Raw genomic sequence first — 18,096 nt, 5'->3', positions numbered from 1 at the left:
GCGCGCCGTCCGACGCACGGCGTCAGCGCAGGGTCGGCACCCCGCCCCCTTCGGCCCGCGTCAGCGTGACTCCGGTCAGACCGCGCAGTCGGCGTTCCGCGAGAGCCGCGAGATGGCCGGCGGTCGGCGGGGCGGAGCCCAGGCCGATGGCGTAGCGGACCGGGTTCGCGGTGAAGGGGCGGGGCCAGGCATGGCAGTCGGGGGCCGACGTCGAGAGGTCGGTGACGAGGGCTCGCATCCTGCCCCGCACCCGGCCCTCGTCCGCGCCCGGGCCCACCGTGAGGACCGCCCAGGCCGCGTGGCGGCGGTGGAGCGGGGGAGGTGCGAGGAGTTCGGCCCGGGGGTAGGGGTCCGTGGTTCCTTCCAGCAACTCCCAGGCGCGGAACAGCTCTTGGGCCACCAGGTCACGCATGCCCGGCGTCACCTGGTCGGTGCAAGGGCGTACGGGGGCGGAGGGCGTCGTGATGGTGAGGGGGAGGTGGGGGTGGGGGCGGGTTCGGTCGGCTGTCCTGCCCACCGGCTCCCGCCAGTCCCAGGCCGCCCACGTCGCGAAGAAGTGCCGTAGGAGATCGCCTGGCGCGAGGTCCGCGGCCTCGGCCGTGGTGCGGGCGGCCAGGACGGACCAGGCCAGGCCGGGCAGGCCGCCGAACGGCGCCGAGTCCAGGCCCCGGGCCCTCGCCCATGCCTTGACCTGCGTGGCCAGCCGGGCGAAGGCAGGTCTGTGGTCGCCCACCGAGGCCAGCACCGCTTCGGCGTCGCTCACCGCGCTGAGCGCGATCGCGGCCGCCTCGCCCAACTCGGTCCGGCGCGACACCGCCTCCGCGGAATCCGTCGAGCCCGTGGTGACCGCGACCAGGTCCACGTCCAGCCCGTCGATCCGCAACCGCAGACCGGGTACGCGGGCCCCGACCACCTCGCGCACGTCCGTCGCCTCGGGCAGAGCAGCTGCCAACCGTGCCTGTACGGCGGGGAGTCCGACCGTGCCGGGCAGCACCGCCACCAGGTCCAGGTCCGCACCGGGCAGCGCGCAGCCCATACGCCGGGAGCCGACGGCGTGTACGACAGCGTCGGGGAGCGCGTCCTCGACGCGGCGGGTGGTCTCCTCGGCCACCCGCGCCATGTCCTGGGCCCCGCCCTGCGCGGCCTCCTCCGCCCACCGCACCTCGCCCGTTCCCAGCGTCACCGTGGCCCGCACCCGCATCGGCTCGTCCCCGCGCCGCGAGAGCAGTGCCAGCTCGCCGACCCTGACCGGCATCGGGGCGAGCCGGGCCGCGCAGGCCCCGGCCAGGGTGTTCGGGTCGGTGGTGCGGCCCAGGCTGAGATGAGGGGTGAACCCCGTGCGGCGGCCACCGCAGCGGGGGAAGTGGCGCAGGAGCGTGCGGTGCAGGTCGGCCCAGGGCTCCTCGCCCGCGGCCGCGGGGTCGAGCCAGACGGTGGCGTCGTCCTCCCGGTGGCCGAACCACTGCACCCCCTCCAGCCGGGCGTCGAAGGGAGCGGTGGCGGCCGTCGTGAGCACCGCCGCCGCCCGCTCGAAGGTGTGCTCCGGTACGAATCCGAAGAGCAGGTTCACATGCGGGGGCCAGCGGCGGATCTGCGGGTCGTGGTCCCGGCGGATCTCCTGCAGTGGAGTCCACAGCTCCTCGGGCGGGAGCCACGCCAGCGCCGTCCGGGGCGTCGGTCCTTCGGCGAGGGAGTCCAGGGCGTCCGCCTCCGGAGCGCCCAACGCGAGCTCTGCCAGGACACCGTAGTGATCGGAGATGTACGTGCCCTCCGCCGACGGCGCGTCACCGCGGAGTTCGGCGCGCCCTACCCGCAGCCCCTCCCCGCGCAGCAGCACCCGGTCCAGCCGCGAGACCCGGCCCGTCAGCGACGAGATCGCGGCCAGCGGATTGCTGCCCGGGTCGAAGGTCGGGGTCGTGTCGTCGGCGCCGTGCACCTCGCTCCACGCGTCCCGCAGGCCCAGCGTCAGCTGCGGTGTGTGGCCGCCGTCGTTGAAGTCGCCCATCAGGACCAGCTCGGCGTCCACGCCCGCCAGGCCCTCGGCGATGCGGGTGAGTTCCGCCGTGCGCCGGTCGGCGCCGTTCTCCGAGTGGTCGCTGCTCAGATGGGTCGCCGCGATGACGACGGGCCGTGCGCCCGCCGCCACGACGAGGGCGGTCACCGCCTTGTGCGGGCCCAGTTCGTGGTGCGCGGCCTCGATGACGGGGAGCCGGCTCAGGAGCAGCAGACCGCACGCGTCGACGTCCCGCCCTCGCGGGTCCGAGCCCAGGGTCCAGCCCGCCCGCACCCACTCCTCGCCCAGCAGCAGGGCGAGGAGTTCCGCCTCGACCTCCTGCAACGCGATCACGTCCACGTCCGCGTCGCGCAGGGCCCGCAACAGCAGAGGCCTGCGCCCGGCACTGTCGATGCGGTCGGCGTCGTAACGGTCCCAGAGCGTGTTCCAGGTCAGTACCCGCACACCGCCGGATACCCGAACACCCCCGGATAGCCGAACACCGCCGGACGCGTCTCCGCGCCGCGCGGGCGCGGGCCCCCAGTCCGCGCCGTCCCACGCGTACGGCGTACGGGCCGTGAAGAACGGCGCCCGGAGCAGCCGGGCCTCGTGAACCCGCCCCGCCTCCGTCGCGTCGATCCGGTCCGCCCCCGTGGCCCGGTCCCACACCACCTCGCCGTCGGCCTCGATGAACAGCACCCGGTGCCAGGGGATCTCACCCCCGGGCACGAACGCGGGCAGCGGGACACGCTTCGGCGCGGCGCCGCGCTGGAGGACGCCGAGGACGAAGCGGGCCGGGTCGAAACGCGCGTCCCAGCGCACCCGGTGATAGATCTCCTCGCTCGTACGCACGCGTCACACCTCTTCCTCGACGGTCCCGGCCGCCCCGATGTACCAGGTGCGATGAGCGTCGCCGGGGTACGGCGGGACGAAGCGCCGCAGCTGGCCGGTGAGCACGTCGGGCGGCACCGGGTGCTCGCGGCGGGTGTTGCGCCGTACCAGCTCGTCCTCGTCCACCAGGACCACGGCGTGCGTGATCAGGGCGTCACGGCGGTGGCCGATCCCGTGCACCAGCGAGCGCTGCTGCTTGGTGAGGGACGTGGCGTCCCACACCACGGTCCCGCCGCCGGCCAGGGCCCGGTCCAGCCGGCCGAGCCCCTCGCGGAGGACCTCGCCGTTGGCCCGCTGGTCGGCGCGCGCGCCGCGCGCCTCGCGCAGGTCGTCCAGGGAGACGTACGCGTCCACGCCCGGGAGTCCCCGTGCGAAGGTGCTCTTGCCGCTGCCGGCCGGGCCGACCGTCTGGATCAGCTTCGGGAACGCACCGGACCGCCAGCGCCAGGTCGCGGCGACGGCCTCCTCGGCACTGCCGATCCGCCCCAGCGCGTACGCCTCCCGGGCCTCGGCCCGGCACCGGGCGGCCGTGTCGGCCGGCAGCCCGGCGAAAGCCTCCCGCAGCCCGAGGCTCCGCACGTCCTCGGCGTGCAGCGCCGACCACTCCACCTGCTCGCGCGCCGCGTCCGTGTGCGCGGTGGCCCGGGCGACCGCATGCAGCAGGCCCAGGTCGGCCGCGTACGACAAGCGCACCAGACCGGCCCGTCGGTCCTCGTCCGGATACGGCCGGTGCAGAGCCGGGTGCAGCCCCACCAGGTCGGCGACCCGGCGGGCGAGCGGAATGCCCGCCACCGTGGCGAGCCGCGCCGCCAGCCGCCCCCGCCTCACTCCGTGCAGCAGCGCCGCCAGGACGCCGGCCAGCAGGTCGTCCCCGGACCGCCCCGCCGGATCGAAGCGGCCGACGGCCCGTGCGTCCCCCTCGCCGGGCAGCCCCACGGCCTCCTCCAGCGCCCGCACGTCGACGGCCGCTCCCGATCGCACCGCCCACAGGGCCGCCCCGGCCCCGAGCCCGTTCTCGACGACGGCCGCGTGCATCCAGTGCGTGTCCGTCCGCACATGTCCCGCCCGCACCCACTTGGCCACGCGCTCCCCGAACTCCTGTGCGCCGAACCCGTCCGCGACCCGGACGACGTATCCCTCCTGCCGCCCGGGGTCCAACCGCAGAGCACGCAGCGCCCGTTCGTCGAACACGCCCCGCCACAGGACCCGGGGAACGGGAACGCCGAGCCCGCGCAGGAAGACCACCGTGCGGTCCCAGTCCAGGCAGCGGCCCTCCCCGTCCCACACCGAGAAGCCGTAGAAGTAGCTCTCCAGGTCGTCGTACGCGATCGAGTGCCGGGCGAACATGTTCTCCCCGCACACCCGCCACCCCTCCGGGACGGCGTGGCCGATCCGGGCCTGGAGTGCCTTGACCCAGGTACGGGAGGGATGGTGGGCCGAGTCCAGCGAACGGGCGTGCAGGCCGTCGGCGTAAAGTGTGGTGTTCTCGCCGTCCAGCTTCTCGGTGACGACGACCTCGCGACCGCGCAGACCGGACAGGTCGGTGATCCGGAGGTCGTCGGCGGTCGCTCCGGGCGACCAGGGCAGATGCCGGGTCCGTGGATAGTGCGTACGCATGGTGAACGTCCCCCGTGACAGCCGTCGTGCCTGTTCAGCGTAGGGGTGCCGGGTTACGGCGGGCGAGCGGATTACGGTGCGGCCGGGACCGGCCGAGGCCCTCGGGAACGCTGCTGGGGAGGGCCCGGGTTTGACCTGCGTCACTCCGGGGGTAAGCTCCCCGGCCCGATTGGCCAGCCCCCCACCCGCTGTGGCAGACTGTCGGAGTTGCTCGGTCGAGTGTTGATGCTGTGCGCCTCCCGCCGGGAGGACCGGAAGCGAGTCCCACAGTACTCGTCGTCCTAACTGCCCTATGGCAGCACTGGGACGGACGTACGGGAATCTTTCGGGAAGTGCGGTGCGGCACCGGCCAGGCGCCCGGTGGGCCTTCCGCCCTCGGCTTGCGGTTCCGGAAGGGCCGTGTGCATTCCCCGCAGGGATGTTCGAACAAGGGGCATCTGTGTCAGCGGGAGCGCGACACGCCCGACCGCGTGGGTCGGAGGAAACGAAGGCAGCAAAAGGAATCCGCCGGGTTCCAGAGCGTTAAACAGAGACAGGACTACTGAGTAGCCATGGCGGGACAGAAGATCCGCATCCGGCTCAAGGCCTACGACCACGAGGTCATCGACTCCTCGGCGAAGAAGATCGTCGAGACGGTGACCCGCACTGGTGCGTCGGTCGCGGGCCCGGTGCCGCTGCCCACTGAGAAGAACGTGTACTGCGTCATCAAGTCGCCGCACAAGTACAAGGACTCGCGCGAGCACTTCGAGATGCGCACGCACAAGCGCCTGATCGACATCCTCGACCCGACCCCCAAGACCGTTGACTCTCTGATGCGACTCGACCTCCCGGCCGGTGTCGACATCGAGATCAAGCTCTGAGGGCCGGTGATCTGAGAATGGCTAAGCAGATCAAGGGCATCCTGGGCGAGAAGCTCGGCATGACGCAGGTGTGGGACGAGAACAACCGTGTCGTCCCGGTCACCGTCGTCAAGGCCGGCCCCAACATCGTCACCCAGGTCCGCACCAACGACGTCGACGGCTACGAGTCCGTCCAGCTCGCCTTCGGCGAGATCGACCCGCGCAAGGTGAACAAGCCCCTCAAGGGTCACTTCGCGAAGGCCGACGTCACCCCCCGTCGTCACCTCGTCGAGATCCGGACGGCCGACGCCACCGAGTACACCCTCGGTCAGGAAGTCACCGCCGAGGTCTTCGAGGCCGGCGTGAAGGTCGACGTCACCGGCAAGAGCAAGGGCAAGGGCTTCGCCGGTGTCATGAAGCGTCACAACTTCAAGGGCCTCGGCGCCGGTCACGGCACCCAGCGCAAGCACCGCTCTCCCGGTTCCATCGGTGGCTGCGCCACCCCGGGCCGCGTGTTCAAGGGCCTCCGCATGGCGGGTCGCATGGGCAACGAGCGTGTCACCACCCAGAACCTGACCGTCCACGCCGTTGACGCGGAGAAGGGTCTGCTGCTCATCAAGGGCGCGGTTCCCGGTCCGAACGGCGGCCTCGTCCTGGTCCGCACCGCGGCCAAGGGGGCCTGAGGTAACCGATGAGCACTGTTGACATCCTTTCGCCTGCCGGCGAGAAGACCGGAAGCGTCGAGCTCCCCGCGGAGATCTTCGGCGTGGAGAAGGTCAGCATCCCGCTGATCCACCAGGTCGTCGTCGCGCAGAACGCGGCCGCCCGCCAGGGCACACACAAGACGAAGACCCGTGGCGAGGTCCGTGGTGGCGGCAAGAAGCCGTACCGCCAGAAGGGCACCGGCCGCGCCCGTCAGGGCTCGACCCGCGCCCCGCAGTTCGCCGGCGGTGGCGTCGTCCACGGCCCGCAGCCGCGTGACTACTCGCAGCGCACCCCGAAGAAGATGAAGGCTGCCGCTCTGCGTCACGCCCTCACCGACCGGGCGCGCCACAACCGCATCCACGTCGTCTCCGGCGTGGTCGAGGGCGAGAACCCCAGCACCAAGGCCGCTCGCACGCTGTTCGGCAAGATCTCGGAGCGCAAGAACCTGCTCCTGGTCGTCGACCGCGCCGACGAGGCCGCGTGGCTGTCCGCCCGCAACCTGCCCCAGGTCCACATCCTGGAGCCGGGCCAGCTGAACACGTACGACGTGATCGTCTCGGACGACGTGGTCTTCACCCAGGCCGCTCTCGAGTCCTTCGTCGCCGGCCCGAAGGCCAACGACACCGAAGGGACCGAGGTCTGATGGCTACCCGTCACCCGAGCATCGCCTCGAAGGCCGCCAAGGCCGCCAAGGCCGCGCGCGTCGCCAAGGCGCGCCGCCACGAGGCCGAGGGCAAGAACACCGTCGAGACCCCGCTGAGCAAGTCCTTCACGGACCACCGTGACGTGCTGCTCAAGCCGGTCGTCTCGGAGAAGAGCTACGCGCTTCTGGACGAGGGCAAGTACACGTTCATCGTCGCCCCGGGCGCCAACAAGACCCAGATCAAGCAGGCCGTCCAGGCGGTCTTCGACGTCAAGGTCACCGGGGTCAACACCCTCAACCGCCAGGGCAAGCGCAAGCGCACCAAGACCGGTTTCGGTCAGCGCGCGGGCTCCAAGCGCGCGATCGTGACCCTCGCCGAGGGCGACCGTATCGACATCTTCGGCGGTCCGACCGCGTAAGCGGGTCGGATCGTCCGATATCGGACGAGGACTGAGAAATGGGAATCCGCAAGTACAAGCCGACTACGCCGGGCCGTCGTGGCGCCAGCGTCGCCGACTTCGTCGAGGTCACGCGGTCCACGCCGGAGAAGTCGCTGGTCCGCCCGCTGCACAGCAAGGGCGGCCGTAACAACGCCGGTCGTGTGACCGTTCGCCACCAGGGTGGCGGACACAAGCGCGCCTTCCGAGTGATCGACTTCCGTCGTCACGACAAGGACGGCGTGCCGGCGAAGGTCGCGCACATCGAGTACGACCCCAACCGCACCGCGCGCATCGCGCTGCTGCACTACGCGGACGGCGAGAAGCGCTACATCCTCGCCCCGCGCAACCTGCAGCAGGGCGACACCGTGGAGAACGGTCCCGGGGCCGACATCAAGCCGGGCAACAACCTGGCCCTCCGCAACATCCCGGTCGGTACCACGATCCACGCGATCGAGCTCCGTCCCGGTGGTGGCGCCAAGTTCGCCCGTTCCGCGGGTGCCTCGGTGCAGCTGCTCGCCCGTGAGGGCGCCATGGCGACCCTCCGTATGCCGTCCGGCGAGATCCGCATGGTGGACGCGCGCTGCCGCGCCACCGTCGGTGAGGTCGGCAACGCCGAGCAGTCGAACATCAACTGGGGCAAGGCCGGCCGCAAGCGGTGGCTGGGCGTTCGCCCGACCGTCCGTGGTGTCGTCATGAACCCGGTCGACCACCCGCACGGTGGTGGTGAGGGCCGGACGTCCGGTGGTCGTCACCCCGTCTCCCCGTGGGGCAAGAAGGAAGGTCGTACTCGTTCGCCCAAGAAGGCGTCGAACAAGTACATCGTCCGCCGCCGCAAGACGAACAAGAAGCGTTAAGGACTGGTTGAGATGCCTCGTAGCTTGAAGAAGGGGCCCTTCGTAGACGACCACCTGATCAAGAAGGTGGATGTCCAGAACGAAGCCGGCACCAAGAACGTCATCAAGACCTGGTCCCGTCGCTCGATGATCGTCCCGGCCATGCTCGGTCACACGATCGCGGTGCACAACGGCAAGACCCACATCCCGGTGTTCGTCACCGAGTCGATGGTCGGCCACAAGCTCGGCGAGTTCTCGCCGACCCGCACCTTCCGGGGCCACGTCAAGGACGACCGGAAGTCGAAGCGCCGCTAACAGCGGATCGCATTCAGACACGTAAGAAACTGAAGGGACAACCATGGAAGCCAGGGCCCAGGCGCGGTACATCCGCGTCACGCCCATGAAGGCCCGCCGCGTGGTGGACCTCATCCGTGGCATGGATGCCACGGAGGCCCAGGCTGTTCTGCGATTCGCTCCGCAGGCAGCCTCCGTGCCGGTCGGCAAGGTGCTCGACAGCGCCATCGCCAACGCCGCGCACAACTACGACCACACCGACGCCGACAGCCTCTTCATCTCCGAGGCGTACGTCGACGAGGGTCCGACCCTGAAGCGGTTCCGGCCGCGCGCCCAGGGCCGTGCCTACCGGATCCGCAAGCGGACCAGCCACATCACCGTGGTCGTCAGCAGCAAGGAAGGAACCCGGTAATGGGCCAGAAGGTAAACCCGCATGGGTTCCGGCTCGGTGTCACGACCGACTTCAAGTCGCGTTGGTACGCCGACAAGCTGTACAAGGACTACGTCAAGGAAGACGTCGCCATCCGTCGGATGATGACGTCCGGCATGGAGCGCGCCGGTATCTCGAAGGTCGAGATCGAGCGCACCCGTGACCGTGTCCGCGTGGACATCCACACCGCGCGTCCGGGCATCGTCATCGGCCGCCGCGGCGCCGAGGCCGACCGCATCCGCGGTGACCTGGAGAAGCTGACCGGCAAGCAGGTCCAGCTGAACATCCTCGAGGTCAAGAACCCGGAGACGGACGCTCAGCTGGTGGCCCAGGCCGTCGCCGAGCAGCTGTCCTCCCGCGTCTCCTTCCGTCGCGCCATGCGTAAGAGCATGCAGTCGGCGATGAAGGCCGGCGCCAAGGGCATCAAGATCCAGTGCGGTGGCCGCCTCGGCGGCGCCGAGATGTCCCGCTCGGAGTTCTACCGCGAGGGCCGTGTGCCCCTGCACACGCTCCGCGCGAACGTGGACTACGGCTTCTTCGAGGCCAAGACGACCTTCGGCCGTATCGGTGTGAAGGTCTGGATCTACAAGGGCGACGTCAAGAACATCGCCGAGGTCCGCGCCGAGAACGCCGCAGCCCGTGCCGGCAACCGCCCGGCCCGTGGCGGTGGCGCTGGTGACCGCCCGGCCCGTGGTGGCCGTGGTGGCGAGCGGCGCGGTCGCAAGCCGCAGCAGGCTCCCGCTGCCGAGGCCCCCCAGGCCGAGGCCGCCGCCGCTCCGGCTGCTGAGAGCACCGGAACGGAGGCCTGACCGACATGCTGATCCCCCGTAGGGTCAAGCACCGCAAGCAGCACCACCCGAAGCGTCGTGGTGAGGCCAAGGGCGGTACCACGGTCGCGTTCGGCGAGTACGGCATCCAGGCCCTCACGCCGGCGTACGTGACCAACCGCCAGATCGAGGCGGCTCGTATCGCGATGACCCGCCACATCAAGCGTGGCGGCAAGGTCTGGATCAACATCTACCCGGACCGCCCGCTGACGAAGAAGCCTGCCGAGACCCGCATGGGTTCCGGTAAGGGTTCTCCGGAGTGGTGGATCGCGAACGTGCACCCGGGCCGGGTCATGTTCGAGCTGTCCTACCCCAACGAGAAGATCGCCCGTGAGGCCCTGACTCGCGCAGCCCACAAGCTGCCGATGAAGTGCCGGATCGTCAAGCGCGAGGCAGGTGAAGCGTGATGTCGGCCGGTACCAAGGCGTCCGAGCTGCGCGAGCTGGGCAACGAGGAGCTTCTGAACAAGCTCCGCGAGGCCAAGGAAGAGCTGTTCAACCTCCGCTTCCAGGCGGCGACGGGTCAGCTCGAGAACCACGGTCGGCTCAAGGCCGTCCGTAAGGACATCGCGCGGATCTACACCCTGATGCGTGAGCGCGAGCTGGGCATCGAGACGGTGGAGAGCGCCTGATGAGCGAGAGCAACGTGACTGAGAACGCAACCGAGGCGCGCGGTTTCCGCAAGACCCGTGAGGGTCTCGTCGTCAGCGACAAGATGGACAAGACCGTCGTCGTCGCCGTCGAGGACCGCGTCAAGCACGCGCTGTACGGCAAGGTCATCCGCCGTACGAACAAGCTCAAGGCGCACGACGAGCAGAACGCCGCGGGCGTCGGCGACCGTGTCCTCCTCGCGGAGACCCGGCCGCTGTCCGCGACGAAGCGCTGGCGCATCGTCGAGATCCTCGAGAAGGCCAAGTAGGTAATTCCCGCAAGGGAATTCCAAAAGTAAGTTCCTGCGGGGCATCCCTCGCAGGACAGTTCCGCCAGGCTCGGCAGGGGTTCCGTAACAGGACCCCTGCCGGGAACCGGCAGACACACAGGAGATAGACGTGATCCAGCAGGAGTCGCGACTGCGCGTCGCCGACAACACTGGTGCGAAGGAAATCCTTTGCATCCGTGTGCTCGGTGGCTCCGGTCGCCGCTACGCGGGCATCGGTGACGTCATCGTCGCCACCGTCAAGGACGCGATCCCCGGCGGCAACGTGAAGAAGGGTGACGTCATCAAGGCGGTCATCGTTCGCACCGTCAAGGAGCGCCGCCGTCCGGACGGCTCGTACATCCGCTTCGACGAGAACGCCGCTGTCATTCTCAAGAACGACGGCGACCCTCGTGGCACCCGTATCTTCGGCCCGGTCGGCCGTGAGCTGCGCGAGAAGAAGTTCATGAAGATCATCTCGCTGGCTCCGGAGGTGCTGTAAGCATGAAGATCAAGAAGGGCGACCTGGTCCAGGTCATCACCGGTAAGGACAAGGGCAAGCAGGGCAAGGTCATCGCGGCCTACCCCCGCGAGGACCGGGTCCTGGTCGAGGGTGTCAACCGGGTCAAGAAGCACACCAAGGCCGGTCCGACCGCTCGCGGTTCGCAGGCCGGCGGCATCGTCACGACCGAGGCGCCCGTCCACGTCTCCAACGTCCAGCTGGTCGTTGAGAAGGACGGCAACAAGGTTGTCACGCGTGTCGGTTACCGCTTCGACGACGAAGGCAACAAGATCCGCGTTGCCAAGCGGACGGGTGAGGACATCTGATGGCTACCACCACTGCTCCGCGTCTGAAGCTGAAGTACCGCGAGGAGATCGCGGGCAAGCTGCGTGACGAGTTCAAGTACGAGAACGTCATGCAGATCCCCGGCCTCGTCAAGATCGTGGTCAACATGGGTGTCGGCGACGCCGCCCGTGACTCGAAGCTGATCGAGGGCGCGATCCGCGACCTGACCACGATCACCGGTCAGAAGCCGGCCGTCACCAAGGCCCGCAAGTCCATCGCGCAGTTCAAGCTGCGTGAGGGTCAGCCGATCGGTGCCCACGTCACGCTCCGTGGCGACCGCATGTGGGAGTTCCTGGACCGCACCCTGTCGCTCGCGCTCCCGCGCATCCGCGACTTCCGTGGTCTGTCCCCCAAGCAGTTCGACGGCCGTGGCAACTACACCTTCGGTCTCACGGAGCAGGTCATGTTCCACGAGATCGACCAGGACAAGATCGACCGTACCCGGGGTATGGACATCACCGTGGTCACCACGGCGACCAACGACGCTGAGGGCCGCGCGCTCCTTCGTCACCTCGGCTTCCCGTTCAAGGAGGCGTGAGCGAGATGGCGAAGAAGGCTCTGATTGCCAAGGCTGCTCGCAAGCCCAAGTTCGGTGTGCGTGGCTACACGCGCTGCCAGCGCTGCGGCCGTCCGCACTCCGTGTACCGCAAGTTCGGCCTCTGCCGCGTGTGCCTTCGTGAGATGGCTCACCGTGGCGAGCTGCCGGGCGTGACCAAGAGCTCCTGGTAATCCCCCTTTTAGGGATTCCGGAGGCTCTCGGTAAGCAATGGGCGTGTCAGGTGCCCACCTCTTCATGGCTTAGGCTTGGAGGGTTGGGCGCCTGACGGTCGCCCGTACGACTTACTACGCCGTAGGTCCACCGCACCGCACCCGCCTCGTCTCGGATCGAGGAGAGGGATGGGCACCTGGAAACCCCGGCGAGAGAGGCCGAAGGCCAATTCATGACCATGACTGATCCGATCGCAGACATGCTTACGCGTCTGCGGAACGCGAACTCGGCATACCACGACTCCGTGACGATGCCGGCGTCGAAGATCAAGTCTCACATCGCGGAGATCCTCCAGCAGGAGGGCTTCATCACGGGCTGGAAGGTCGAGGACGCCGAGGTCGGCAAGAACCTCGTCCTGGACCTGAAGTTCGGTCCCAACCGTGAGCGCTCCATCGCGGGCATCAAGCGGATCTCCAAGCCCGGTCTCCGGGTGTACGCGAAGTCCACCTCCCTGCCCAAGGTGCTGGGCGGCCTCGGCGTGGCGATCATCTCCACGTCGCACGGCCTCCTCACCGACAAGCAGGCCGGCAAGAAGGGCGTAGGCGGGGAAGTCCTCGCCTACGTCTGGTAGCAGAAGGGAACGGAGGAAACAGCTATGTCGCGTATTGGCAAGCTCCCCATCACGGTTCCCGCCGGCGTGGACGTCACCATCGACGGCCAGACGGTCTCGGTCAAGGGGCCCAAGGGCTCGCTGACCCACACCGTTGTGGCGCCGATCGAGATCGCCAAGGGTGAGGACGGCGTTCTGAACGTCACCCGCCCCAACGACGAGCGTCAGAGCAAGGCCCTGCACGGCCTGTCCCGCACGCTGGTGGCGAACATGATCACCGGCGTGACCCAGGGTTACGTGAAGAAGCTCGAGATCAGCGGTGTCGGTTACCGCGTGACCGCCAAGGGCTCGAACCTCGAGTTCGCGCTCGGTTACAGCCACCCGATCCTCGTCGAGGCCCCCGAGGGCATCAGCTTCAAGGTCGAGAACCCCACCCGGTTCTCGGTCGAGGGCATCGACAAGCAGAAGGTCGGCGAGGTCGCGGCCAACATCCGCAAGCTGCGCAAGCCCGACCCGTACAAGGCCAAGGGCGTCAAGTACGAGGGCGAAGTCATCCGCCGCAAGGTCGGAAAGGCGGGTAAGTAAGCCATGGCATACGGACAGAAGATCCTCAAGGGCGACGCCTACAAGCGCGCCGCGATCAAGCGCCGCCACATCCGGATCCGTAAGAACATTTCCGGTACGGCGGAGCGTCCCCGTCTGGTCGTTACCCGCTCCAACCGCCACATCGTGGCCCAGGTGATCGACGACATCAAGGGTCACACCCTGGCGTCGGCGTCCACCCTGGACACCTCGGTCCGTGGTGGCGAGGGTGACAAGTCCGCGCAGGCCAAGCAGGTCGGCGCCCTGGTCGCCGAGCGTGCCAAGGCCGCCGGTGTCGAGGCCGTGGTGTTCGACCGTGGTGGCAACCAGTACGCCGGGCGCATCGCTGCCCTGGCGGACGCCGCCCGCGAAGCCGGGCTCAAGTTCTGAGCCGCTTGTAGCTAGCGGAAAGAGAGAGGTAATCCAATGGCTGGACCCCAGCGCCGCGGTGGCGGTGCCGGTGGCGGCGAGCGGCGGGACCGGAAGGGCCGTGACGGCGGCGCTGCTGCCGCCGAGAAGACCGCGTACGTTGAGCGCGTTGTCGCGATCAACCGCGTCGCCAAGGTTGTGAAGGGTGGTCGTCGCTTCAGCTTCACCGCGCTGGTCGTGGTGGGCGACGGTGACGGCACCGTGGGTGTCGGTTACGGCAAGGCCAAGGAGGTGCCGGCCGCCATCGCCAAGGGTGTTGAGGAGGCCAAGAAGCACTTCTTCAAGGTCCCCCGTATCCAGGGCACCATCCCTCACCCCATCCAGGGTGAGAAGGCCGCGGGCGTCGTCCTGCTCAAGCCGGCTTCGCCGGGTACCGGTGTTATCGCCGGTGGTCCCGTGCGCGCCGTGCTGGAGTGCGCGGGCGTTCACGACATCCTGTCGAAGTCCCTGGGCTCCGACAACGCGATCAACATCGTGCACGCGACCGTGGCGGCCCTCAAGGGCCTGCAGCGTCCCGAGGAGATCGCGGCCCGCCGCGGTCTGCCCCTCGAGGACGTCGCCCCCGCGGCTCTGCTTCGTGCGCGTGCGGGAGCGGGTGCGTAATGGCTCGCCTCAAGGTCACGCAGACGAAGTCGTACATCGGCAGCAAGCAGAACCACCGTGACACCCTGCGGTCCCTTGGTCTCAAGGGGATCAACACCGTGGTCGTCAAGGAGGACCGCCCCGAGTTCCGCGGCATGGTGCACACCGTCCGCCACCTCGTGACGGTTGAGGAGGTCGACTGATCATGGCGGAGAACAACCCGCTCAAGATCCACAACCTCCGTCCCGCCCCGGGCGCCAAGACCGCCAAGACCCGTGTGGGTCGTGGTGAGGCGTCGAAGGGTAAGACGGCCGGTCGTGGTACCAAGGGTACGAAGGCCCGTTACCAGGTTCCGGAGCGCTTCGAGGGTGGCCAGATGCCCCTCCACATGCGTCTTCCGAAGCTGAAGGGCTTCAAGAACCCGTTCAAGACCGAGTTCCAGGTCGTGAACCTCGACAAGCTGGCCGCGCTGTACCCGGAGGGTGGCGAGGTCACCGTCGAGGGGCTCGTCGCCAAGGGTGCCGTTCGCAAGAACAGCCTCGTCAAGGTGCTCGGCCAGGGTGAGGTCTCCGTGGCGCTGCAGGTGACGGTCGACGCCGTCTCCGGCTCCGCCAAGGAGAAGATCACCGCCGCCGGCGGCACCGTCACCGAGCTCGTCTGAGCACTCGGACGTCATCGATGACGTAAGCGATCCCGACCGGGGATACCCTCACAGTGGGGTATCCCCGGTTGGTCGTTCCTAGGGGGCGTGGTCGCCGGTAAGGTGGCCTGCGCTGTTCTTTTTCCTCATTCGTCGAACCTCAAGACCGTCACCCTTGACGCAGTTGCGCGGGGGTCGCAGGAGGCACCGTGCTCACCGCGTTCGCCCGGGCGTTCAGGACGCCCGACCTGCGCAAGAAACTGCTCTTCACGCTGGCCATCATCGTGGTCTACCGGGTCGGTACCCATATCCCGATCCCCGGCGTCAACTACAAAGCCGTCCAGACGTGTGTGAACGAGGCCTCCGGCAACCAGGGCCTGTTCGGTCTCGTCAACATGTTCAGCGGCGGCGCGCTGCTGCAGATCACGATCTTCGCGCTCGGCATCATGCCGTACATCACCGCCAGCATCATTCTGCAGCTGCTGACCGTGGTCATCCCGCGCCTGGAAGCCCTGAAGAAGGAGGGCCAGGCAGGTACGACGAAGATCACCCAGTACACCCGTTACCTGACGGTGGCCCTCGCCATCCTGCAGGGCACCGGCCTGGTGGCCACCGCCCGCAGCGGCGCCCTCTTCTCCGGCTGCACGGTCGCCTCCAGCATCGTGCCGGACCAGGCGATCTTCACCACCATCACGATGGTGATCTGCATGACCGCCGGTACGGCCGTCGTCATGTGGCTCGGTGAGCTGATCACCGACCGCGGCATCGGCAACGGCATGTCGATCCTGATGTTCATCTCGATCGCCGCGACGTTCCCGTCCGCGCTGTGGGCCATCAAGAAGCAGGGCACCCTGGCGGGCGGCTGGATCGAGTTCGGCACCGTCATCGCGGTCGGCCTGATCATGGTCGCCCTGGTGGTCTTCGTCGAGCAGGCCCAGCGCCGGATCCCGGTCCAGTACGCCAAGCGCATGATCGGCCGCCGGTCCTACGGCGGCACGTCCACGTACATCCCGCTCAAGGTGAACCAGGCCGGTGTGATCCCGGTCATCTTCGCCTCGTCGCTGCTCTACATCCCGGCACTCGTGGCACAGTTCGCCGGCGGCAACTCGGGCTGGAAGCAGTGGATCTCCACGAACCTGACCAAGGGTGACCACCCGATTTACATCACCCTGTACTTCTTGCTCATCGTTTTCTTCGCGTTCTTCTATGTCGCCATCTCCTTCAACCCCGAAGAAGTAGCCGACAACATGAAGAAGTATGGTGGCTTCATCCCGGGCATCCGGGCTGGCCGACCGACCGCTGAGTACCTGTCGTACGTGCTCAACCGGATCACCTGGCCGGGTTCGCTGTATCTGGGCCTGATCGCTCTCGTACCGACGATGGCGTTGGTTGGCTTTGGGGCAAGCCAGAACTTCCCGTTCGGTGGCACCAGCATCCTGATCATCGTGGGTGTGGGCCTCGAAACGGTGAAGCAGATCGAGAGCCAGCTCCAGCAGCGCAATTACGAAGGGTTCCTCCGCTGATGCGAATCGTCCTCGTCGGGCCGCCGGGAGCCGGTAAGGGAACGCAAGCCGTTCGCCTCGCCGAGAAGCTGAAGATCCCGCACATCTCCACGGGCGACCTGTTCCGGGCCAACATCAGCCAGCAGACGGAGCTCGGAAAGCTCGCGAAGTCCTACATGGACGCCGGCAACCTCGTCCCGGACGAGGTCACCATCGCCATGGCCAAGGACCGCATGGAGCAGCCGGACGCCACCGGCGGTTTCCTGCTGGACGGGTTCCCGCGCAACGTCTCGCAGGCCGAGGCGCTCGACGAGCTCCTGAAGAGCGAGGGCATCAAGCTCGACGCGGTACTCGACCTCGAGGTCCCGGAGGACGAGGTCGTCAAGCGGATCGCGGGCCGCCGCATCTGCCGCAACGACTCGTCCCACGTCTTCCACGTGACGTACACCCCGCCGAAGGTCGAGGGTGTCTGCGACATCTGCGGCGGCGAGCTGTACCAGCGCGACGACGACTCCGAGGACACCGTCCGTACGCGGCTGGAGGTCTACCACACACAGACCGAGCCCATCATCGACTACTACAAGTCGCAGGGCCTGGTCCGTACGATCTCCTCGCTTGGCCCGGTGGAGGAGATCACCCGGCGCGCGCTGGAGGCGCTGGGGCAGAACGAGGACGACAAGAAGTAGTTCCACGGCGGTTCCGGCCGCGGTGCCCCCTCGGGTGCCGCGGCCGTACTGTTGTACAGGTATCCGGTTGACGTTGACGTGAGTGACGGAGAGCGCAGGCCCCCATGGTGCAGATCAAGTCCCCCGAGCAGATCGCCAAGATGCGGGCGGCGGGCCTGGTCGTAGCCGCCATCCACGCGGCCACCCGGGAGGTGGCGGTCCCCGGTGCCAGCACCAAGGACCTGGACGAGGTGGCCCGCAAGGTCCTCGCCGAGCACGGCGCCAGGTCGAACTTCCTCGGGTACGGCGGCTTCCCGGCCACCATCTGCACGTCCGTCAACGACGTGGTCGTCCACGGCATCCCCGCGGAGAACGTCGTCCTCAAGGACGGCGACATCATCTCCATCGACTGCGGTGCGATCGTCGACGGCTGGCACGGTGACGCGGCCTACACGGCCTTCGTGGGCTCCGGCCACGCTCCGGAGCTGATCGAGCTCTCCCGGGTGACCGAGGAGTCGATGTGGGCCGGCATCGCGGCGATGAAGCAGGGCAGCCGGCTGGTGGACGTGTCCAGGGCGATCGAGACGTACATCCGCCGGCAGCCGAAGCCGGGCGGCGGCCGGTACGGGATCATCGAGGACTACGGCGGCCACGGCATCGGCACCGAGATGCACATGGACCCGCACCTGCTGAACTACGTCGACCGGCGGCGGGGGAAGGGGCCGAAGCTGGTTCCCGGGTTCTGCCTGGCCATCGAGCCGATGGTGTCGCTGGGGACGCCGCGGACCGAGGTGCTGGAGGACGACTGGACGGTCATCACGACCGACGGGACGTGGTCCTCGCACTGGGAGCACAGCGTTGCGCTGACCGAAGAGGGTCCCCTGGTGCTGACGTCTCCCGACGGGGGTAAGGCGAAGCTGGCCGAGCACGGGATCACGGCTGCGCCGGATCCCCTGGGCTGAGCACCTTTCGACGCCGCGGCTGGGTGGGGGCTGGTCGCGCCCGCGCGGCGGCGCCGCATATCGAAACAGCCCCGCGCCCCTGACGGGGTGCTGTGGTTCCGTGCGCTTAATGATCTGCTCTGTGGGGCAGACTCCACCGAT

General features: G+C 68.4%; 26 protein-coding genes. 24 read left to right on the top strand and 2 right to left on the bottom strand.

The window, feature by feature from the left end; translation table 11 throughout:
* Positions 1 to 22: 22 nt before the first annotated feature.
* Both ACZ5K7_RS42320 and ACZ5K7_RS42315 read right to left on the bottom strand, forming a co-directional pair.
* Positions 23 to 2,845, bottom strand: a complete 2,823-nt coding sequence (locus ACZ5K7_RS42320; protein ID WP_468922691.1) for a poly(A) polymerase — start codon at positions 2,843 to 2,845, stop codon at positions 23 to 25.
* A 3-nt stretch (positions 2,846 to 2,848) separates the two neighbouring features.
* A complete protein-coding gene (locus ACZ5K7_RS42315; protein ID WP_468922688.1) occupies positions 2,849 to 4,501 on the bottom strand; it encodes an RNA ligase family protein in 1,653 nt (550 codons plus the stop codon).
* 551 nt (positions 4,502 to 5,052) lie between these two features.
* Here ACZ5K7_RS42315 and rpsJ point away from each other — a divergent pair.
* The 24 genes from rpsJ to map all read left to right on the top strand — a co-directional run bounded on the left by rpsJ (position 5,053) and on the right by map (position 17,955).
* The gene (rpsJ, locus tag ACZ5K7_RS42310; RefSeq protein ID WP_003948644.1) at positions 5,053 to 5,361 is read left to right on the top strand and encodes a 30S ribosomal protein S10; all 309 of its coding nucleotides are present in this window, start codon (positions 5,053 to 5,055) and stop codon (positions 5,359 to 5,361) included.
* Between the two features lie 17 nt (positions 5,362 to 5,378).
* Entirely contained in the window at positions 5,379 to 6,023 is a 645-nt protein-coding gene (gene rplC, locus ACZ5K7_RS42305; RefSeq protein WP_351318159.1) for a 50S ribosomal protein L3, read from the top strand.
* An 8-nt stretch (positions 6,024 to 6,031) separates the two neighbouring features.
* The gene (gene rplD / locus ACZ5K7_RS42300; RefSeq protein WP_351693717.1) at positions 6,032 to 6,688 is read left to right on the top strand and encodes a 50S ribosomal protein L4; all 657 of its coding nucleotides are present in this window, start codon (positions 6,032 to 6,034) and stop codon (positions 6,686 to 6,688) included.
* Positions 6,688 to 7,107, top strand: coding sequence for a 50S ribosomal protein L23 (gene rplW / locus ACZ5K7_RS42295; RefSeq protein ID WP_351693714.1), 420 nt, complete (start codon positions 6,688 to 6,690; stop codon positions 7,105 to 7,107). Before rplD ends, rplW begins: the two co-directional genes overlap by 1 nt.
* A gap of 38 nt (positions 7,108 to 7,145) precedes the next feature.
* Positions 7,146 to 7,982 carry a 50S ribosomal protein L2 gene (gene rplB / locus ACZ5K7_RS42290; protein ID WP_189268841.1) on the top strand — a complete coding sequence of 279 codons (837 nt, stop codon included), beginning with the start codon at positions 7,146 to 7,148 and terminating at the stop codon, positions 7,980 to 7,982.
* A gap of 12 nt (positions 7,983 to 7,994) precedes the next feature.
* The gene (gene rpsS, locus ACZ5K7_RS42285; RefSeq protein ID WP_003948639.1) at positions 7,995 to 8,276 is read left to right on the top strand and encodes a 30S ribosomal protein S19; all 282 of its coding nucleotides are present in this window, start codon (positions 7,995 to 7,997) and stop codon (positions 8,274 to 8,276) included.
* Between the two features lie 43 nt (positions 8,277 to 8,319).
* Positions 8,320 to 8,667: a 50S ribosomal protein L22 gene (rplV, locus tag ACZ5K7_RS42280; protein WP_003974262.1), complete on the top strand. Its 348-nt coding sequence runs from the start codon at positions 8,320 to 8,322 to the stop codon at positions 8,665 to 8,667.
* Positions 8,667 to 9,494, top strand: a complete 828-nt coding sequence (gene rpsC / locus ACZ5K7_RS42275; protein ID WP_093499641.1) for a 30S ribosomal protein S3 — start codon at positions 8,667 to 8,669, stop codon at positions 9,492 to 9,494. The genes rplV and rpsC overlap by 1 nt, the downstream gene beginning before the upstream one ends.
* A gap of 5 nt (positions 9,495 to 9,499) precedes the next feature.
* On the top strand, positions 9,500 to 9,919 hold the full coding sequence (gene rplP, locus ACZ5K7_RS42270) for a 50S ribosomal protein L16 (protein ID WP_030788270.1): 420 nt from the start codon (positions 9,500 to 9,502) through the stop codon (positions 9,917 to 9,919).
* Positions 9,919 to 10,143 carry a 50S ribosomal protein L29 gene (rpmC, locus tag ACZ5K7_RS42265; RefSeq protein WP_010036720.1) on the top strand — a complete coding sequence of 75 codons (225 nt, stop codon included), beginning with the start codon at positions 9,919 to 9,921 and terminating at the stop codon, positions 10,141 to 10,143. The genes rplP and rpmC overlap by 1 nt, the downstream gene beginning before the upstream one ends.
* Positions 10,143 to 10,430, top strand: coding sequence for a 30S ribosomal protein S17 (gene rpsQ, locus ACZ5K7_RS42260; RefSeq protein ID WP_351748630.1), 288 nt, complete (start codon positions 10,143 to 10,145; stop codon positions 10,428 to 10,430). The genes rpmC and rpsQ overlap by 1 nt, the downstream gene beginning before the upstream one ends.
* A 130-nt stretch (positions 10,431 to 10,560) precedes the next feature.
* Positions 10,561 to 10,929 (top strand): 50S ribosomal protein L14, encoded by a 369-nt coding sequence (gene rplN, locus ACZ5K7_RS42255; protein WP_003992364.1) that lies wholly within the window; start codon positions 10,561 to 10,563, stop codon positions 10,927 to 10,929.
* 2 nt (positions 10,930 to 10,931) lie between these two features.
* Complete coding sequence (gene rplX / locus ACZ5K7_RS42250) at positions 10,932 to 11,255, top strand: 50S ribosomal protein L24 (protein ID WP_030967306.1); 324 nt, start codon at positions 10,932 to 10,934, stop codon at positions 11,253 to 11,255.
* Positions 11,255 to 11,812 carry a 50S ribosomal protein L5 gene (gene rplE, locus ACZ5K7_RS42245; protein ID WP_093499638.1) on the top strand — a complete coding sequence of 186 codons (558 nt, stop codon included), beginning with the start codon at positions 11,255 to 11,257 and terminating at the stop codon, positions 11,810 to 11,812. The genes rplX and rplE overlap by 1 nt, the downstream gene beginning before the upstream one ends.
* A gap of 5 nt (positions 11,813 to 11,817) precedes the next feature.
* Complete coding sequence (locus tag ACZ5K7_RS42240) at positions 11,818 to 12,003, top strand: type Z 30S ribosomal protein S14 (protein ID WP_003948630.1); 186 nt, start codon at positions 11,818 to 11,820, stop codon at positions 12,001 to 12,003.
* Positions 12,004 to 12,215: 212 nt separating this feature from the next.
* On the top strand, positions 12,216 to 12,614 hold the full coding sequence (rpsH, locus tag ACZ5K7_RS42235; protein ID WP_089099428.1) for a 30S ribosomal protein S8: 399 nt from the start codon (positions 12,216 to 12,218) through the stop codon (positions 12,612 to 12,614).
* A gap of 24 nt (positions 12,615 to 12,638) precedes the next feature.
* Positions 12,639 to 13,178 carry a 50S ribosomal protein L6 gene (gene rplF, locus ACZ5K7_RS42230; protein WP_351693707.1) on the top strand — a complete coding sequence of 180 codons (540 nt, stop codon included), beginning with the start codon at positions 12,639 to 12,641 and terminating at the stop codon, positions 13,176 to 13,178.
* Between the two features lie 3 nt (positions 13,179 to 13,181).
* Positions 13,182 to 13,565 carry a 50S ribosomal protein L18 gene (rplR, locus tag ACZ5K7_RS42225; protein ID WP_089099426.1) on the top strand — a complete coding sequence of 128 codons (384 nt, stop codon included), beginning with the start codon at positions 13,182 to 13,184 and terminating at the stop codon, positions 13,563 to 13,565.
* Positions 13,566 to 13,601: 36 nt separating this feature from the next.
* Positions 13,602 to 14,207: a 30S ribosomal protein S5 gene (rpsE, locus tag ACZ5K7_RS42220; protein WP_016645168.1), complete on the top strand. Its 606-nt coding sequence runs from the start codon at positions 13,602 to 13,604 to the stop codon at positions 14,205 to 14,207.
* Positions 14,207 to 14,389 carry a 50S ribosomal protein L30 gene (gene rpmD / locus ACZ5K7_RS42215; protein ID WP_006376032.1) on the top strand — a complete coding sequence of 61 codons (183 nt, stop codon included), beginning with the start codon at positions 14,207 to 14,209 and terminating at the stop codon, positions 14,387 to 14,389. The genes rpsE and rpmD overlap by 1 nt, the downstream gene beginning before the upstream one ends.
* Before the next feature lie 2 nt (positions 14,390 to 14,391).
* Complete coding sequence (gene rplO, locus ACZ5K7_RS42210) at positions 14,392 to 14,847, top strand: 50S ribosomal protein L15 (RefSeq protein ID WP_007443991.1); 456 nt, start codon at positions 14,392 to 14,394, stop codon at positions 14,845 to 14,847.
* Between the two features lie 188 nt (positions 14,848 to 15,035).
* Positions 15,036 to 16,349 carry a preprotein translocase subunit SecY gene (gene secY, locus ACZ5K7_RS42205; protein ID WP_351693704.1) on the top strand — a complete coding sequence of 438 codons (1,314 nt, stop codon included), beginning with the start codon at positions 15,036 to 15,038 and terminating at the stop codon, positions 16,347 to 16,349.
* Positions 16,349 to 17,014, top strand: coding sequence for an adenylate kinase (locus ACZ5K7_RS42200; RefSeq protein WP_351693701.1), 666 nt, complete (start codon positions 16,349 to 16,351; stop codon positions 17,012 to 17,014). Before secY ends, ACZ5K7_RS42200 begins: the two co-directional genes overlap by 1 nt.
* 104 nt (positions 17,015 to 17,118) lie before the next feature.
* Positions 17,119 to 17,955 carry a type I methionyl aminopeptidase gene (map, locus tag ACZ5K7_RS42195; RefSeq protein ID WP_351693699.1) on the top strand — a complete coding sequence of 279 codons (837 nt, stop codon included), beginning with the start codon at positions 17,119 to 17,121 and terminating at the stop codon, positions 17,953 to 17,955.
* Positions 17,956 to 18,096: the final 141 nt, after the last annotated feature.

The sequence above is a fragment of the Streptomyces sp. NPDC031497 genome (assembly GCF_055580905.1).
The sequence above is the reverse complement of the archived record's forward strand: the minus strand, read 5'-3'. Positions and strand labels throughout refer to the sequence as shown.

Coding starts and splice junctions, on each gene's coding strand:
- ACZ5K7_RS42240 (WP_003948630.1), top strand. CDS start 11,818: ATGGCGAAGAAGGCTCTGATTGCCAAGGCTGCTCGCAAGCCCAAGTTC.
- rplF (WP_351693707.1), top strand. CDS start 12,639: ATGTCGCGTATTGGCAAGCTCCCCATCACGGTTCCCGCCGGCGTGGAC.
- rpsQ (WP_351748630.1), top strand. CDS start 10,143: ATGAGCGAGAGCAACGTGACTGAGAACGCAACCGAGGCGCGCGGTTTC.
- rplV (WP_003974262.1), top strand. CDS start 8,320: ATGGAAGCCAGGGCCCAGGCGCGGTACATCCGCGTCACGCCCATGAAG.
- rpsH (WP_089099428.1), top strand. CDS start 12,216: ATGACCATGACTGATCCGATCGCAGACATGCTTACGCGTCTGCGGAAC.
- rplX (WP_030967306.1), top strand. CDS start 10,932: ATGAAGATCAAGAAGGGCGACCTGGTCCAGGTCATCACCGGTAAGGAC.
- rplR (WP_089099426.1), top strand. CDS start 13,182: ATGGCATACGGACAGAAGATCCTCAAGGGCGACGCCTACAAGCGCGCC.
- ACZ5K7_RS42200 (WP_351693701.1), top strand. CDS start 16,349: ATGCGAATCGTCCTCGTCGGGCCGCCGGGAGCCGGTAAGGGAACGCAA.
- rplO (WP_007443991.1), top strand. CDS start 14,392: ATGGCGGAGAACAACCCGCTCAAGATCCACAACCTCCGTCCCGCCCCG.
- rplC (WP_351318159.1), top strand. CDS start 5,379: ATGGCTAAGCAGATCAAGGGCATCCTGGGCGAGAAGCTCGGCATGACG.
- rplD (WP_351693717.1), top strand. CDS start 6,032: ATGAGCACTGTTGACATCCTTTCGCCTGCCGGCGAGAAGACCGGAAGC.
- rpmC (WP_010036720.1), top strand. CDS start 9,919: ATGTCGGCCGGTACCAAGGCGTCCGAGCTGCGCGAGCTGGGCAACGAG.
- rplP (WP_030788270.1), top strand. CDS start 9,500: ATGCTGATCCCCCGTAGGGTCAAGCACCGCAAGCAGCACCACCCGAAG.
- ACZ5K7_RS42315 (WP_468922688.1), bottom strand. CDS start 4,501: ATGCGTACGCACTATCCACGGACCCGGCATCTGCCCTGGTCGCCCGGA.
- rpsC (WP_093499641.1), top strand. CDS start 8,667: ATGGGCCAGAAGGTAAACCCGCATGGGTTCCGGCTCGGTGTCACGACC.
- rpsE (WP_016645168.1), top strand. CDS start 13,602: ATGGCTGGACCCCAGCGCCGCGGTGGCGGTGCCGGTGGCGGCGAGCGG.
- rpsS (WP_003948639.1), top strand. CDS start 7,995: ATGCCTCGTAGCTTGAAGAAGGGGCCCTTCGTAGACGACCACCTGATC.
- rplE (WP_093499638.1), top strand. CDS start 11,255: ATGGCTACCACCACTGCTCCGCGTCTGAAGCTGAAGTACCGCGAGGAG.
- rpmD (WP_006376032.1), top strand. CDS start 14,207: ATGGCTCGCCTCAAGGTCACGCAGACGAAGTCGTACATCGGCAGCAAG.
- map (WP_351693699.1), top strand. CDS start 17,119: ATGGTGCAGATCAAGTCCCCCGAGCAGATCGCCAAGATGCGGGCGGCG.
- rpsJ (WP_003948644.1), top strand. CDS start 5,053: ATGGCGGGACAGAAGATCCGCATCCGGCTCAAGGCCTACGACCACGAG.
- rplB (WP_189268841.1), top strand. CDS start 7,146: ATGGGAATCCGCAAGTACAAGCCGACTACGCCGGGCCGTCGTGGCGCC.
- rplW (WP_351693714.1), top strand. CDS start 6,688: ATGGCTACCCGTCACCCGAGCATCGCCTCGAAGGCCGCCAAGGCCGCC.